Origin of the sequence: uncultured Streptococcus sp., from assembly GCF_963521865.1 — a bacterium.
Lineage (GTDB): Bacteria > Bacillota > Bacilli > Lactobacillales > Streptococcaceae > Streptococcus.
On the sequence record NZ_CAUQWY010000016.1, the window covers coordinates 11,408 to 25,838 of the forward strand.

Sequence of the window (14,431 nt, forward strand, 5' to 3'; positions counted from 1 at the left end):
AAGAGGTAAGAAAAGGATGATTTTAGAAATCCTTTTCCTTACCCCCTTAGCTTGAATCCACCTTACATTGGGACACAAAATAATAACAACATACACTTATATATATAAGAGCGTTTGTTGTTATTATTGTTAACCTAAATACAATTTCATAGTTTAACAATCTTCTGGTTTAAATAACTCTCCTTTATCAACATTTAAGATTGGTGTTTCTCTTAAATATCGACGAATAGTCATTTCGCTAACTTCCATAATTTCGGCTACCCGTTTAATATCTGCTCTACCGTTAAAACCATTTTCAGCAGTGGCAATATTAAAGGCATCTACCAGTTGCTCTTTTTTCTTTTCCTTAGCAGCTTTTTTGCGTTTGTTTATAACATTAGCGCCTTTTTGTTGCGGGCTATCAAATTGAGCCATTGCAAGGAACCCGTTTGTATCCACCTTGTGAATTGGGTATTCAAACCATAAGTCCACCGGTTTAAACTTAGGATATTCTCGGAGTGTTCCTTCCATTCGCCATGCAGTACATTGGTTAGTATCAATAGGAGAATCTTGGAGTTTATCCTCGTTCATGTTCTCGAGTTCAAGTTCTAGTAAGTCAAGCAATGCATCTGGATCACGAGCGAATACACCGGAGCCGGATGCACGGTCCATAGACCGCTTACCAGTTTGGCTGCCTTTTGAATGGTGATGACAATAAATAACTGCGCATTTAAGTTCAGTACATACCTTGTCAAACTGATTACAGAAATTTGCCATTTGATCAGCACTATTTTCGTCACCTGTAATAACCTTATAAATGGGGTCAATAATGATAGCCTTGTAGTTACGCTTTTGGGCCCTACGAATTAACTTAGGAGCCAATTGGTCCATTGGTAAGGACTTACCACGTAAATTCCATATGGATATATTTCCAATGTTTGTTGGTTGCTGTTCAAGGGCCTCGTATACATCTTTAAATCGATGTAAGCATGACGCCCTATCAAGTTCTAAATTGACATATAGGACCTTACCTTGTGTACAGTCAAATCCAAACCACGGCTTACCTTCAGCGATGGAAATGCATAATTGAATTAACGCAAATGATTTACCCGCTTTAGATGGTCCAGCAATGAGCATCTTATGTCCTTCACGAAGAATCCCTTCAATTAATGGCGGTGCTAGGTCTGGCATGTTATCCCATAATGCGTCAAGTTCTTCTGGTTCCGGTAAATCATCATTAACGGATGCGATCCATTCTTCCCATTCCTTATAGTTTTCTTTACCAATATTGGTTGCCATAAGAAATTGTGGTTTGCCGTCACGCATAACACCCGGCATTCTAGATAATCGACTAGGGTTACGATTCTTTTTATCTGGTTTAAATCCATTCTTTTGAGCAATGGAATATATAAAGTCAACACGCTTTCTGTATTCCTCATAGGAGTAAGCATCTACTTTAACGATTGCATGAATTGATTTACCGCCACTAAATACCATAGCTGCAATTGGTAACTCTAATTGTTCAAGAATGGCTTTTTGTTTTCCTAGTGACATATTGTCAGATTCTAATAACATATACCGAAATGCGGTTACGTTATCATTCTTAACCCCTTTACCATCAATTGGATTAAATCGAATCCATGCACCCATTTCTTTGTTGAAGCTGCCAAACACATTTTCTAATTGTGTTGTACCGTTAATACCATCTAGGATTTGTTGTACCGTACGGCTATAATTTCCCATCGTAGGAGACTGTTTCCCATCTGGTAAGGCGAATGTATTGACTACATATCCAACATACTCCTCCGGCTCAAATAATGTAGTCAGATATGTAACAATATCTTGTTTACGTTGCTCTAAAGGATATGATTTAGGAATATGAACATCAGATTCTTCAATCCAGTTCTTATCAACAACTTGATATTGTTCTGGAGTTGTGGCCAATACCATGGAATCAAAACTTAATGCTTCATTATTTTCAAACTTATGTTTAGATGTCCATCCGTTTTCTTTTGCCATTTGAGTGATCGTGGCACCGGTAACAAGTTTTCCAGTATATCGACCAAAGGATTCCCATTTAGCAGCACATTCGCCTTCATGGAATCGTTCTCCATCATCTGCAGACCATTCCTCCCACACGAACATAGGATAGCCTTCTTGATGAAGTGCAAGGCCTACGTTTAGCCATTCATCATAGGAGCATTGGGAAGGGTCTATATATTCGAGTAATTCTCTTAAATCAATTTTGCATTCCATGTTTGCTCCTTACCATTGGGGACTAAAATCTTCTACAGGTGGTTTATATGTAGCAGGCACTACACCTTTAGGAATGCGCCAACCACTAGCACTAATACGACTAATCATCTTAGAGGCTTGGTTATTGCTCCATGTTCCTACATTCTTGAAGCCTTTGTTTTCAAGAAATCTAATTTGTTTAGGTGTAGACAAGCCTTCTTCACGACGTTTTTGTAATCTATCAATGAGCATAGATGCTTTGCCAGCATCTTCAATGTTGTCACCATTAATCCCAAATTGCTCAAGCGTTTTCTTTTGACTATCCGTAATCGCACTCATTTGCCAACCAAAGGCTGGAACATAATGGGTAAGGTCTTCGGCTTGAATAGAAAACTCGAATTGTAATGGATCAACAAGTTGCGCTTTTTTCTTGCGCATAGCAGCAAGTTCTTTTGCAAGTGCTTCTTCACGTTGAGCCAATACATCAGATTCTGCATCCCTTTCGCATTCTTCAAGGTCCATTCCTTTTTCTTCAAGAATTTCCGTCATGCGTTTGGCCACATCATCTGACTTAGCGATTAAATGAGCAGGTCTACATAATTCGTGACGTTCTACATGCCATAAAAAATCTAAAATTAATAGATGATCTTTACCCGGTGAAAGACGTGTACCACGTCCTATCATTTGACAATACAAGGCACGAGACCGAGTAGGCCGTAATACAATTACACAATCAACGCTTGGACAATCCCATCCTTCCGTGAGCAACATTGAATTACAAAGTACATTATATTTACCTTCAGCAAATGCTTGTGTAATTTCTGTACGGTCTTGGCTTTTGCCATTTACTTCTACTGCTTTAAATCCTCGCTCATTAAGAATTTCACAAAATCGTTGACTGGTAGCAATTAACGGTAAGAACACAACGATTTTTCTATCTCTGTATTCCATTAATTTATTGGCTATTTCCTCTAAGTAAGGTTCCAATACTCTACCGATATCTCCCACAGCAAAATCACCAGTTGAAATCTTAACTGATGAGATATCTAGTGTTAGCGGTAATGTTTGTACTTTAATCTTAGATAAGAAACCCTCTTGAATAGCTTTAGGTAACGTGTACTCAAATGCTAAACTTTCAAATACACGTCCTAAATTTTTCATATCTGAGCGATCAGGTGTAGCCGTTACACCTAAGACTTTTGCTTGTTCAAAGTAATTTAATATAGCTTGATAACTGCTAGATACAGCATGATGTGCTTCATCAATGATAATGACATCAAAGTACGTTTTACTGAACATTGACAATCGTTTGTCTTTGCATAATGTTTGAACTGAACCTACTATGATGCGGTCCCATTGTCCAAGACATGTATGTTCAGCCTTTTCCATTGCCGTTGTAAGTCCTGACGCACTCATAATTTTGTCAGAGGCTTGCTGTAATAGTTCTTCACGATGCGCAAGGATAAGAACACGCTTACCCCTGCGAACCGCTTCCTCAGCAACTTTGGCAAAACAAATTGTTTTACCTGTACCAGTCGGAAGAACCAACAATGTTTTATTAACCGTTTCCCATTCATGCCATATCGAGTCTACAGCCTGTTGTTGATACGGTCTAAGTTTCATTAGAATGCACCGTATCCATTGGTTTGAGCATTAGGACTTGCAAAACATTTTTTTATTTCGTTACGAGTACCATTATTACCATCATTTTTCACATAGCCTTGTTGTGATAATTCACACATGGCTGACTTACCCAATAATTGTTCAGGGTCAGGATTGTAGTTTTCACCTTTCTTAGCAAGACCTACGGCCATAAATAATTCTGTAACTTTCCAAATGGTTGACTTTGTGTAAAACAAATTGTGAATTAATTTTGTTTTCCCTTGCTGACCACCATCTACTTCGAGGGTAATTTGAGCTTGTGGACAAGATGGTAACTTGCTACCTTCTTTTGGTTCATAGAATTTCTTTTCTACATTAGTAATTACAAATGGATAAGAACCAGCTTCAAGTAACGTATATTCACGTTCTTCCGCTAAAATAGGTTGGTCAAATGAATATACTTCTTCTGCTTTACCGAATGTTTCAAAATTGCTTTGTGTTGTCATAATAATTAATTTCCTTTCTTAATTGCTTCAACAATATTTGGCCAGAATGGGATAATCCATCCATTAACGAATTCTGGATCATAATTTTCAAATGGTGTACCAGCTGGATATTTACCACGAGCGATAACTACTGATTGAACTTGTTCTAATGTGATACCATCTTTAACCATTAAGTCTTTTAATGGTTTAGGAATAGCTGTTTCAATTAATGGTGTTTCGTTTTTGTTGGTATCAACAGCTTCCTGTGGTGATGTTACAGGTTGTGTTGTAGTAACTTCCCCAATTTGTTCCTTAGTAGCATTCATTACCTCTGGAGCATATTCATTATTAGCAGCTTGTGCTAATTCTTGTGCTGCAGCAGTTGGTAGTACATCATCTGGAATAACATGAGCGATTTGACTATATTCAAATGGCATCATATCTGGTAATCCATGACGATTTTTAGCATCCCATGCAGGGTTATGTGTTGCATACATTAACCTCTTCCCATTGGTTGCTTTCTTTTTATTTGTTTGAGTAGTGATGATTTCGTTTTTATAATTGGCAAAAAGTACCATATCCGCCCATTCTTTAATAAGTGGAGAAGTTTGACTGCCTGTCTTTTTGCCAAGTTTCAGTTCAAAGCGATCATATGCGCCTAACTCATCTGGCTGTTCAAACTTACGAATTTGAGCATGAGCAGTAAGTACTACGTTCATACCTGCGTTGATAACTTCATCAAGTAGATTTAAGAAGCGGCCCATTTCCTCACGGACAAATACATATCCGTTACCATACCCAAAGTCTTCAATCCCAGATTTATTATGTTTAGCACAGATGTACTCAACACATAACTGTTCCGCCCAGTCAATCGTGTCAATGACTAAAGTCCGATAAAAACCCGGCATTGTTGCAAATTCCTTAACAAAGGAAATAAGCATTTGCCATGATGTAGGCTTATCTGTACGAGCCACATCTAAATGGTCTGTGCTGCCCTCTGTATCAATAAATACAGGCGAGGGGAAATGACTAGCAAAGGTTGTTTTACCAATGCCCTCAGTACCATACACAACGACCTTCTGAGCTCGTTTTCGTTTACCTGTCGTAATATTCATTAAAAATCCCCCCATTCATTTTTAGTTTCATTAACTGGTGTTGCCACATTACTGTACTCTTCACCTTTAATGTGTCCATCTTCAATGATGATGGAGCATTCATCTTGGTTATTAGTAACACGAGTGGCAATGACTTGTAGACCTTCCGATTCAAGCCAAGCCCCAAATTCTTTCATAGTGTCTACATCCATTTGTTCGAGTTTATCCATAAGTACGAAACCACACTTAGGATTCAAAGCTCTAACAATCGCTGTAGCTACTTTTAACTGTTCCGCACCGGACATGCAATCCCATTGACGATCATTGTAGATAAGGACGCCATCTTGAATGGATAATCCTAATAATGGCATTTGTACAGATTCAAGCAGTTTATTTTTATCTTCCCTGATGGCTTCAAGTTCACCAGTCAAGTTGTCATAATCTGCTTTATAATCAGCAGCTTCTTGTAATGCTCTTGCACGTTCTTGATTAGCACGTACCTTTTGATTAATGGCATCTACATTTTTGATTTGCTCCTCGAGTTCAGCCGTCGATTCATCCTCAAGGTCTTTAGCTGCCGTTGTTGCAATATCATAATCTTCAGCTAATTGCGCTTGCTTAGCTTGCAGTTCTTCAATCTTCTTTTGCGTTTCATCAACCAAGTTGTTGATGGTAACCATTTGAGCTTGAATAGCAGAAACATTGTTCCGCTTTTTTTGATTTTCAGCATTCTTTAATAAAATGGCTTGTTGTTGTTGGATAAGTTCCGATGCGCTAATCGGTTCGAGTGGAACATCATCATAACCTACTAACTCTTTAGCGTACTTGTCTTTCTGAGTGGCAATTTGACCTATAGAATGACGTTTTGCATATACCTCTTGGTGTTTACCTTCGAGTTTATTTAATTCGTCTTCTACGCCTAATAATTTCAAAAGTTCATTTGCTTTTTCCTTATCACTCATTTCCATGAACTTAGGAAGGTCTAAGGCTAATTGTCCAATGAATCCATCTAAAATACGTTGACCGGATTTTTTACCTTCTGGATCAACGACTTTTAATGTGCTGCTATTACCACTACGTGTAACAACTAGTCCATTAGATAATTTAACTTCTAATTTAGGTGGGTTGTAGCTTCCATCACGCACCGCACTAGATGGTTCAAATTTTGCACCACCTAGTGTCCAAGCAATGGCATCAAGGATAGATGTTTTCCCTTGTCCATTCTTTCCACCAATAATGGTTAATCCATTAGGTGATGGTTCATAAGACACAGCTTTAACACGCTTTACATTTTCTAATTCAAATGAATTAATTTTGATTGATTCTCCCATGCATTTGCTCCTTATTCTTGAGTACCAGCCAATAACAAGTAATTGGTTAATTCAGATTTAATTGAATCGGTTTCAAATTTGATAGCGTCTTTAACATAACGATTCATGATTGGGCAAGATAACTTGAACGATAATTTATCCCCTTCGTCTTTAGGTTTAATGATGTCTAATTGCACTTCAATTTTTTGAGTGAATTGACTTTCGTTAAGAATGACCATGTTTACAAAGATAAAGCGAGGCATCTTTAAAGTACCTTCAGCTTCTTTTACTTTGATGCTCATAACATAGTTATCATCATCAGTTCGAGTAAAATCGCCTTCCGTTTGTGTTACGTATTTGAAATTTCTAACAGCAATTAAAAGCTTTTCGTAATCTTCGATTTCATGTTCATGAATTCGGAGTAAATCAAGCATTTCTTTTTGCGTTAAACTTAGACCAAAGATGGAATTCCATTCTTTAAACTGTTCGCTTTTTTGAAATGCGTATACAATTTTGTCTTGCGTACGATATGTTATAGTGCAGTCTGTTACTGCTACCACCTTTTTGTCTGAATATGTAATAACAGATATTTTAGGGTCTCCCTTAGCTTTTACACCTTTAACAAATGATTCAGCGCTACTAAGTTCATATCTAAATCCGTTATATTGAAATACGTCATTGGCTTCACCATGACGAATAATTACTTCACCATTTTCTGTTTGTACATTCAAGTTAAATTTTTCTTCCATTGTGTTAACCTCTCTTTTCAGTAGTTGAATTAAATGTTAGGACTTCTAATTGCGGCTTTTCGTTGACATCAACTTTTACTGTGAAGTCGTCCGCATAAGAACCAATAGCACGACGTGAGATAGCTGGTAATGTTGATTTAATATTGTAACCAAGTTCTACGATGGTATCGGTATCTGGAACTCGTAACATTTCAATATTAATAGTGATTTTAGCTTTCTGACCTTTTGAGATTTTTCGTAATGCATCTTTGTACATTTCCTCAAATTCAGCTTCTAACTTTCCATCACAAATATTAGTTAGATTTAAGACTTGTTGTTTTTCATTCATTTGTTTACTCCTTACTTTTTAAAATTTGAATGATGTCATAAAATGGATTTTTACTATCCATATCTTTATAACGTTCGTCAAAGATAATTTGCTTTTGATATGTTTGCATGGTTCCGATGCAAACTTGAAGATATAAGACTTTGTTATTATTTGGTACATTTTCTTTAACAAATCCAATTGTTGAACCAAGGAGTACTGCTAATACTTCTTCATTATTTTCAAAACTGTTTTTGTTATAACTAATACCTATCTTTTTATCTGGATTAGCTTCATCTATTAAGATTTCAATGCGTTTCATTTCTCCTCCATGCTATAATTAACTTAGGTATAATTTGCCTGCGCCCGTTTAGCTTGCCGGTTAGCGGGCGTTTTCTTTTTCATACACATTAGCGCACACCCAAACTAGTCCGCCAATAATGATTTGTAATAAAAACTGGAAAAAACCAATTCTATCAATTTCTAGGCTTCCCATGGATCCGATAATCCATATAAAAGCAGCCCATTTTAAAGCAATAATCACAACTTCAACTCCCCTTCTACCATAACCAGTAAATCACTGGTTATTTTTCGTATACTCATTTTTAACTTTTCATTTTCTTGTAAAAGCTCATTACGCTCCTTTTCTAACTTTCTGTATTGTAGTGGACTGTATTCATCCACAATCCCTACTAGCGCCTCGACTTCTTTTTTATTGAAGCGGACGCCCGGAAGCCCTTTTACTTCACGTAGGATGCCACGCTCCCTAAGATTGTTGACGCTGCTTTCGCTGCATTGGAGCAATTCTGCAACGTCCTTTATTGTATAAACAACAGGTTCCATTTCTATTCATCCACATAAATAACACGTGTGCTTTTGACTGGAGTAGCGCTATTATCTATTTCATTAAGAACTGTACAAGAACTATAGATGGCTAAATCAAAACTACTGCCAGTTAACATCTTTTGCTTTCTTATAGCTTGTGTAATTGCATTAACATGTTGTAAAAGAGCATCTTCAAAGTCGAATGGCGCTTCTTCAACTGGAGATATCGTTCCTTTTGAATCCGGATATTTTTCATCCAGTGCTTCATACTGTTTGATTAATTCGGGAAGTGCCTGTGGCACAGAATCTGTCTCCATTACTCTTAACAAGTAAATTTTTAAAGCATTTTTAATTTCTCGCATAATGTGCCTCCATTTTTGCCATTCTATCTGCTTCACGACATTCTTTGATTTTGTTGTGAATAGCCTTTCTGTATAACTTACTTACATGTCGTTTAGCAAAGTATTCCCTAATAATCTTTCTCCAATATTGTGCATACTCAGCATTACGACCAGCCCAACCGAATGCAGTTGATGTGTTTCCATAGACTTTGTTTGCTACTAACAGGTCTTTTTGATTTTGTACTAGCATGGTTCATCTCCTTTTCTACTTAAAGTAGACTAATAAGGTAAAAGAATATCATCCATGGTGACAGAATATAATCGACACAATTCATTCAAATTCCCATAATCAATTTCTGTTTTTCCATTTTCCCAGTTATTGATTGTAACCTTAGATTTCTTCATTTTCCTTGCTACTTCTTCTTGTGATAGATTTGCGTTAACTCTCGCAGCTTTTAAAGAAATTTTCAATCGCTTCAATGTATCCCTCCTTCCTTTGATTATTAGTATAGTTTACTAAAAGTAGAATGTCAATACTAAAAGTAAACTTTTTTATAAAATAGTATTGTGTTTTACTACTTTAAGTATTAATATATAGATACGCAGGAGAGGAGAATAGGAGTTTATTATGGATTCTAATTACAAGAGAGTGTTTGCTCAAAACCTTAGCAATTTATTAGCAGCAAACAAAAAGACACAAGCGGATTTAGTAGCTGATTTGAAATTAAACAAATCAACTGTTTCAACATGGGTTAACGGGACTAAGATGCCTAGAATGAACAAAATTGAACAGTTAGCTCATTACTTTGGTGTTGAAAAATCAGATTTAATTGAAGATAAGTCAGATGTAAATGATTCATATTATATAGATCCTGAAGTAGCGGAATACGCCAATAAATTAAAGGATAATCCAGACATGCGATTGTTGTTTGATGCAGCTGAAGATATGTCAAAAGATGATATTGATTTTGTTGTTAATTTAATTGAGGGATTAAAGAAACGTGAAGGGAGATAATCATGTTAAGCAATTATCAAAAAGATGAAATAACTCAATATTGTATAAATTATGCGCAAATTCCATGTTTCTTTTCTATTTTTATCGCCGGATTTATTGCCACATTGATTTATTCATTTACAAAAGATTTTTACGCTGTATTTATAGCAATGTTTATTCAATCCACCATTACCGCAATTGGGCTATGGTATTTAATAAAGAAAGAAATTCATAAATTATTTTTTCACATTACCGGTCGCGATAAAATACATTGGGAAAATGACATAGATTAAACATTGACTAAAAAGGGAGAGCGTTGTTATGTCTATTAACTTGATCTATACGCAATTAAAGAAAACACAAACAGCAGTAGTACGTCTTAATGAAGATGGCAGTCATTCAATACTGGTTAATTTAAATAAGCCATTAGATGCTCAACGAGTTAGTGTACTACACGAATTAGGACATATTAAACACGATGACTTTTATTCTAAAGAACATATCAATTTGATAGAACGGATCGCTCATGATAGAGAATTAGATGAAGATATCGATGAGGAATTCTTTTATCACGTGGTCAATAGTAAGGATGTGTAACCATGCAATACAACTTTACCATTCGTAAAAAAGACAAAGGTTACCAAATAATTGTCAGCTATAAAGACGGTATAAAATGGAGGCAAAAATCCAAACAGGGTTTTGCTACTCAAAGAGAAGCAAAGCTCTATGGACAAATAATTATTGATGAATTAAAAAAGACTGTCACCAATCCACTTGATGACAGTCTAAAAGATATAACGCTTATTCAGTTTTTTGAGATATTTATTAACGAACGCATTAATTCAACTAAGAACACATTAATTACATATAAAAATGCATTAAATGTTGTTGATGCACTAAAAGATAAAAAACTCTCAACAATTACAACGCAAGATATACTACATCAATTCAACAAATCTATATATGCAATTGCAACAATAAACCTTGCTTATAGAGTGTTAAACATGATATTTAACTATGCTATATCGCCATATAAAGTAATTCGTGAAAACCCTTGTAAACCAATAAAGCCACTTAAACAACGTGATGTAAAAAAAGTATCTGTTATTACAACTGAGGAATTGCAACGATTAGATGATTTAGAAAACATCAACTACCTTTATTATGTGTTGTTTATGGTAGCTAGATATACAGGTGCGAGATATGGTGAAATAATAGCCATAACATGGAGTGATATTGATTTCGATAATAAAACAATTTCGATAAACAAACAATGGGTGGCACTAGGAAATAATCAATTTGATTTCTCCTATACAAAATCAACTAATGGAATAAGGACTATCCCTATACCACCTGCATTACTCGAAATATTAAAAGTGTACAAAGATGTATGTACAACAGATCGGTTATTTAATTTTAAACGAAGTAACACTACTACACCGAATAGGATATTACATAAATACATCCCAGAAAAATCAATGCACGCTTTTCGTCATACATACGCTACTACATTGTTATCAAACAATGTCGATGTTAAGACCGTAGCAAGCCTACTGGGTGATACGGTCGATACAGTTATTCACAATTACATTCATTATACAGATGAGATGAGAATAAAAGCTGCAGAAAGTGTAGCTAATATTTTTGGGTAATTATTTTTGACGAATTTTTGATGAATAAAATAAAATCCTAGCAATATCAATGGTTACTATGGGTTTTGTTAATATCTTTTATTTTATCATATAATTTTTGTGTTTTAACATATATAATTAAATTTCAGTAATAATCATTGTGGCCAAGTTTTTACATAGTACGATTATACGCAAAAATCATCAAGAATAACATATAAATTTTGACGTTTATTTGACGGCAAAAAAAATAAGGGGTACCGTTTGGGTACCCCTTTTGTTGTAATTTACCATTCAATATTATGTTCAGTGGTAAAATTTGCGATTTTTACTTCTAATCTAATTCAGTTAGACGAAATAATTTGCCATTCCGAAATACCATTTCACATCGATGGTTATTTTCATCAACTAGTGTCGCTTCGAATAACCCATCTTGTGGAACTTGAATATCTTCTGCAAAATTGTAAGTCTTGTTGTTAAATTCAAATGTCTTTGCCATGTTTTTACTCCATTTTTAATATCGCACCGCCAATATCTATATTATAAGCATCAATAATTTTCTTCCGTATTTGCCTAAATTCTTTACCGTGCCCTTTGAAATGGCACTCTATAGTGGCGTGTGCTAATTCATGATAAATCGTATCTATAGTAATACCATCTTCATGATTATCTGTGCTTAATTCAATTAAACAAAAATCATCATTTGGATAACAATATGTCGTGCCCAATCTCTTTTTGCTTCTACCAGTATATTTGTGAATTAACAAATCAGGTTTAAAAGAGTATCCTAAGGCTTCAATATTTGTAATTGCTTTTAGAAATATATCAGCATACGGCATCATATCATCATCAAGATATAGTGTACTGATTTTATCACCCCCATTAACTATCATCTAATAGTTGACTGTTGCAAACCGTGCAACTCGGAGATAATTGGATCACCATTCCTTTACTGTATACAGAACACTACCACCTTTAAAATGCTGTCCGTCAAAGTGTGCTAACACTTCAACTTTACCTGCTTGATAGCCAATAGTCTCATAGGCTTTACTGTCTAATACCGTTACACCAGCTTTAATCTTATGATTCTTGTTTAGGTTGATTTTATAAACGTCCACCTTTTGCTGATCTGTATTAGCAACAACAGCAGTCCTATCAGATTTTTCTGTAGCTGCTTTAGGTAATGTCGGGTCATCACGTTTGATAGCTTGCTGCGTGTCTTTAGCCGCTTGTTCTACCGTACGAGCTTGTACATAATAAGTGACTGCTGGTTGAGCAGTTTCCATTTTGGAAACAACTTGCCGAGCTTCATCTTTGGTAATATGTATAGCATTAGCCAATTTTACAGGATCTTTTACTTGTTCCTGTTTTAATAACACAGGCTTTTCAACCTGATGTGAATTATATATAGACACCCCTACAATGGCTAAAATAATTAAAATTAGCCCCCCTATGAGAATTTTATGTCGTTTTAGGTAACATAATACCTTAAAAGTCCAAAGGCTCATCATAGACCCCTTTCTTGCATTTCTTGCGTAAACATTTCTAATGCTTGTGCTTTTTCTGCATCGAACCGTTCAACAAGATTTTCACGCAACCAACTAGGATTACCTTCATAGTTCCATGGATGCAACTTTCGCTGTTCATATGCACCATTAATTAAATCCCAGTCAAACTTAATGTCGTTTACATAAGATAAGTTCCAATCAGGCTCCCAACCCGGAACATATTGCATTGCCTCTTTAAAAAGATTAACAACTTCACCGGGACCATATTGAACGGCCGCAGAAAATACAACATCACGCAATGCTCGGCTATGTTTATTGACATCAAATAATTGATTGGATAATTCACTACACGCCACATCATAATAAGCATATTTAATGTAGTCGTGCTGCATTTTCATAAACCCGTTAGGATCCACAGTCCCTAGTTCTTGCCATTTGCTAATGAACTCATCGGAGTTAATAGGCCCTGCACCTTGAAGGGCTCTTGCATAATCTTTGTAAAACCCATCTTCTTGACGCAAGCCCCAACCAAGAAACGCATCTACACTTCCGCAATTACTTGCTAACTGATAAGCACCATACGAAATTCCCCCAAAGTCTCCCTCGCCTGTAGATACAATAGCTGGGTCTCCATTGCTTTCATACGCAGCACTTAATTTTCCTAGTTCCATTTGTTTTGCTCCTTCCTATTTGATTCACGTCCTCCTAAATAACCAACGAGTCCGGAGGAAATGCTCATGGCCAATTCGTTATAACCATAAAGGACGGCCATTATATTGACCGCCCCTAAGACGAGGATTGTTAACACCTCACGAATACTAATTTTTTCAATCATTTAATCGCATCCTTTATTGATTTTACGAACGCTATCAACTCTTTAACCAAACTCATCGCACGTTTAAACCATGCACTTTCTACAAATTCAAGTTCTATCATGTTTTCTACGATAGATGCTAATTCAACCATAATAGGCACTAGATACATCAATGTAGATAGAAACACATCAATGCGACCTAACATAGGAATATCCACATCAGGCAATGTTAATAGAATGAATGATAATAGGAATATCCAAGGATAAGACTTAACTAATTTTTTAGTCATATCTGCTCGTAACTTTCCACTTACCAAAAATCTGCGTTGGTGTCCATTGACTTCAACACTCGCCCATCCTCGCCATATAATTGCAAGGAACATATTCTTAATGGTTAGTTCTCTATTGGTCGCTAAATTAAAATTGCGTGCCTCAACTAAGACACGCAAGAATGTATCAACAAATACCAATACAACACTCGTAAATATGGCTAGTGATATTCGCACCGCCTCTGCTACGTTAAACCCTTCTACCATGAAAGGCGATAATACAACTTCTATCAT

At 35.9% G+C, this 14,431-nt stretch carries 23 protein-coding genes; 4 read left to right on the forward strand and 19 right to left on the reverse strand.

Features of this window, described 5'->3' with window-relative positions:
- Nucleotides 1-153 precede the first annotated feature (153 nt).
- The 13 genes from RWO85_RS05735 to RWO85_RS05795 are packed head-to-tail and all read right to left on the reverse strand — an operon-like array spanning nt 154 to nt 9,404.
- Nucleotides 154-2,235 carry an AAA family ATPase gene (locus RWO85_RS05735; RefSeq protein ID WP_314414603.1) on the reverse strand — a complete coding sequence of 694 codons (2,082 nt, stop codon included), beginning with the start codon at nt 2,233-2,235 and terminating at the stop codon, nt 154-156.
- A gap of 9 nt (nt 2,236-2,244) precedes the next feature.
- Nucleotides 2,245-3,837 carry a DEAD/DEAH box helicase gene (locus RWO85_RS05740; protein ID WP_314414605.1) on the reverse strand — a complete coding sequence of 531 codons (1,593 nt, stop codon included), beginning with the start codon at nt 3,835-3,837 and terminating at the stop codon, nt 2,245-2,247.
- A complete protein-coding gene (locus tag RWO85_RS05745; RefSeq protein WP_314414607.1) occupies nt 3,837-4,322 on the reverse strand; it encodes a hypothetical protein in 486 nt (161 codons plus the stop codon). Before RWO85_RS05745 ends, RWO85_RS05740 begins: the two co-directional genes overlap by 1 nt.
- A 5-nt stretch (nt 4,323-4,327) precedes the next feature.
- The gene (locus RWO85_RS05750; RefSeq protein ID WP_314414609.1) at nt 4,328-5,416 is read right to left on the reverse strand and encodes an ATP-binding protein; all 1,089 of its coding nucleotides are present in this window, start codon (nt 5,414-5,416) and stop codon (nt 4,328-4,330) included.
- A complete protein-coding gene (locus RWO85_RS05755; protein WP_314414611.1) occupies nt 5,416-6,726 on the reverse strand; it encodes an AAA family ATPase in 1,311 nt (436 codons plus the stop codon). The genes RWO85_RS05750 and RWO85_RS05755 overlap by 1 nt, the downstream gene beginning before the upstream one ends.
- An 11-nt stretch (nt 6,727-6,737) precedes the next feature.
- On the reverse strand, nt 6,738-7,454 hold the full coding sequence (locus RWO85_RS05760; RefSeq protein ID WP_314414613.1) for a hypothetical protein: 717 nt from the start codon (nt 7,452-7,454) through the stop codon (nt 6,738-6,740).
- A 4-nt stretch (nt 7,455-7,458) separates the two neighbouring features.
- Entirely contained in the window at nt 7,459-7,782 is a 324-nt protein-coding gene (locus RWO85_RS05765) for a hypothetical protein (RefSeq protein ID WP_227720760.1), read from the reverse strand.
- A gap of 4 nt (nt 7,783-7,786) precedes the next feature.
- Complete coding sequence (locus RWO85_RS05770; protein WP_314414615.1) at nt 7,787-8,080, reverse strand: hypothetical protein; 294 nt, start codon at nt 8,078-8,080, stop codon at nt 7,787-7,789.
- 60 nt (nt 8,081-8,140) lie between these two features.
- Complete coding sequence (locus tag RWO85_RS05775; protein ID WP_314414616.1) at nt 8,141-8,302, reverse strand: hypothetical protein; 162 nt, start codon at nt 8,300-8,302, stop codon at nt 8,141-8,143.
- Nucleotides 8,299-8,601: a helix-turn-helix domain-containing protein gene (locus RWO85_RS05780; RefSeq protein ID WP_314414618.1), complete on the reverse strand. Its 303-nt coding sequence runs from the start codon at nt 8,599-8,601 to the stop codon at nt 8,299-8,301. Before RWO85_RS05780 ends, RWO85_RS05775 begins: the two co-directional genes overlap by 4 nt.
- Nucleotides 8,602-8,603: 2 nt before the next feature.
- Nucleotides 8,604-8,945, reverse strand: coding sequence for a hypothetical protein (locus tag RWO85_RS05785; RefSeq protein WP_314414619.1), 342 nt, complete (start codon nt 8,943-8,945; stop codon nt 8,604-8,606).
- Nucleotides 8,932-9,174 carry a hypothetical protein gene (locus RWO85_RS05790; RefSeq protein WP_314414620.1) on the reverse strand — a complete coding sequence of 81 codons (243 nt, stop codon included), beginning with the start codon at nt 9,172-9,174 and terminating at the stop codon, nt 8,932-8,934. Before RWO85_RS05790 ends, RWO85_RS05785 begins: the two co-directional genes overlap by 14 nt.
- Before the next feature lie 29 nt (nt 9,175-9,203).
- Nucleotides 9,204-9,404 (reverse strand): helix-turn-helix transcriptional regulator, encoded by a 201-nt coding sequence (locus tag RWO85_RS05795; RefSeq protein ID WP_004693067.1) that lies wholly within the window; start codon nt 9,402-9,404, stop codon nt 9,204-9,206.
- Between the two features lie 148 nt (nt 9,405-9,552).
- Between RWO85_RS05795 and RWO85_RS05800 the strand changes: the two genes are divergently transcribed.
- From RWO85_RS05800 to RWO85_RS05815, 4 genes are read left to right on the forward strand one after another with little or no spacing between them, the layout of a single operon-like run.
- On the forward strand, nt 9,553-9,939 hold the full coding sequence (locus RWO85_RS05800; RefSeq protein WP_314414622.1) for a helix-turn-helix transcriptional regulator: 387 nt from the start codon (nt 9,553-9,555) through the stop codon (nt 9,937-9,939).
- 2 nt (nt 9,940-9,941) lie between these two features.
- Complete coding sequence (locus tag RWO85_RS05805; RefSeq protein WP_314414623.1) at nt 9,942-10,211, forward strand: hypothetical protein; 270 nt, start codon at nt 9,942-9,944, stop codon at nt 10,209-10,211.
- Nucleotides 10,212-10,239: 28 nt separating this feature from the next.
- The gene (locus RWO85_RS05810) at nt 10,240-10,515 is read left to right on the forward strand and encodes an ImmA/IrrE family metallo-endopeptidase (RefSeq protein WP_314414624.1); all 276 of its coding nucleotides are present in this window, start codon (nt 10,240-10,242) and stop codon (nt 10,513-10,515) included.
- A 2-nt stretch (nt 10,516-10,517) separates the two neighbouring features.
- Entirely contained in the window at nt 10,518-11,570 is a 1,053-nt protein-coding gene (locus RWO85_RS05815) for a tyrosine-type recombinase/integrase (protein ID WP_314414626.1), read from the forward strand.
- 310 nt (nt 11,571-11,880) lie between these two features.
- Here RWO85_RS05815 and RWO85_RS05820 read toward each other — a convergent pair whose 3' ends face one another.
- The 6 genes from RWO85_RS05820 to RWO85_RS05845 all read right to left on the reverse strand — a co-directional run bounded on the left by RWO85_RS05820 (nt 11,881) and on the right by RWO85_RS05845 (nt 14,431).
- Nucleotides 11,881-12,045, reverse strand: a complete 165-nt coding sequence (locus RWO85_RS05820; RefSeq protein WP_314414628.1) for a hypothetical protein — start codon at nt 12,043-12,045, stop codon at nt 11,881-11,883.
- Between the two features lie 4 nt (nt 12,046-12,049).
- Entirely contained in the window at nt 12,050-12,439 is a 390-nt protein-coding gene (locus RWO85_RS05825) for a SprT-like domain-containing protein (protein WP_314414630.1), read from the reverse strand.
- A 45-nt stretch (nt 12,440-12,484) separates the two neighbouring features.
- On the reverse strand, nt 12,485-12,925 hold the full coding sequence (locus tag RWO85_RS05830) for a hypothetical protein (protein WP_314414632.1): 441 nt from the start codon (nt 12,923-12,925) through the stop codon (nt 12,485-12,487).
- A gap of 128 nt (nt 12,926-13,053) precedes the next feature.
- The gene (locus RWO85_RS05835) at nt 13,054-13,725 is read right to left on the reverse strand and encodes a hypothetical protein (protein ID WP_314414634.1); all 672 of its coding nucleotides are present in this window, start codon (nt 13,723-13,725) and stop codon (nt 13,054-13,056) included.
- A complete protein-coding gene (locus RWO85_RS05840) occupies nt 13,716-13,889 on the reverse strand; it encodes a hypothetical protein (RefSeq protein WP_227720729.1) in 174 nt (57 codons plus the stop codon). Before RWO85_RS05840 ends, RWO85_RS05835 begins: the two co-directional genes overlap by 10 nt.
- Complete coding sequence (locus RWO85_RS05845) at nt 13,886-14,431, reverse strand: hypothetical protein (RefSeq protein WP_314414635.1); 546 nt, start codon at nt 14,429-14,431, stop codon at nt 13,886-13,888. Before RWO85_RS05845 ends, RWO85_RS05840 begins: the two co-directional genes overlap by 4 nt.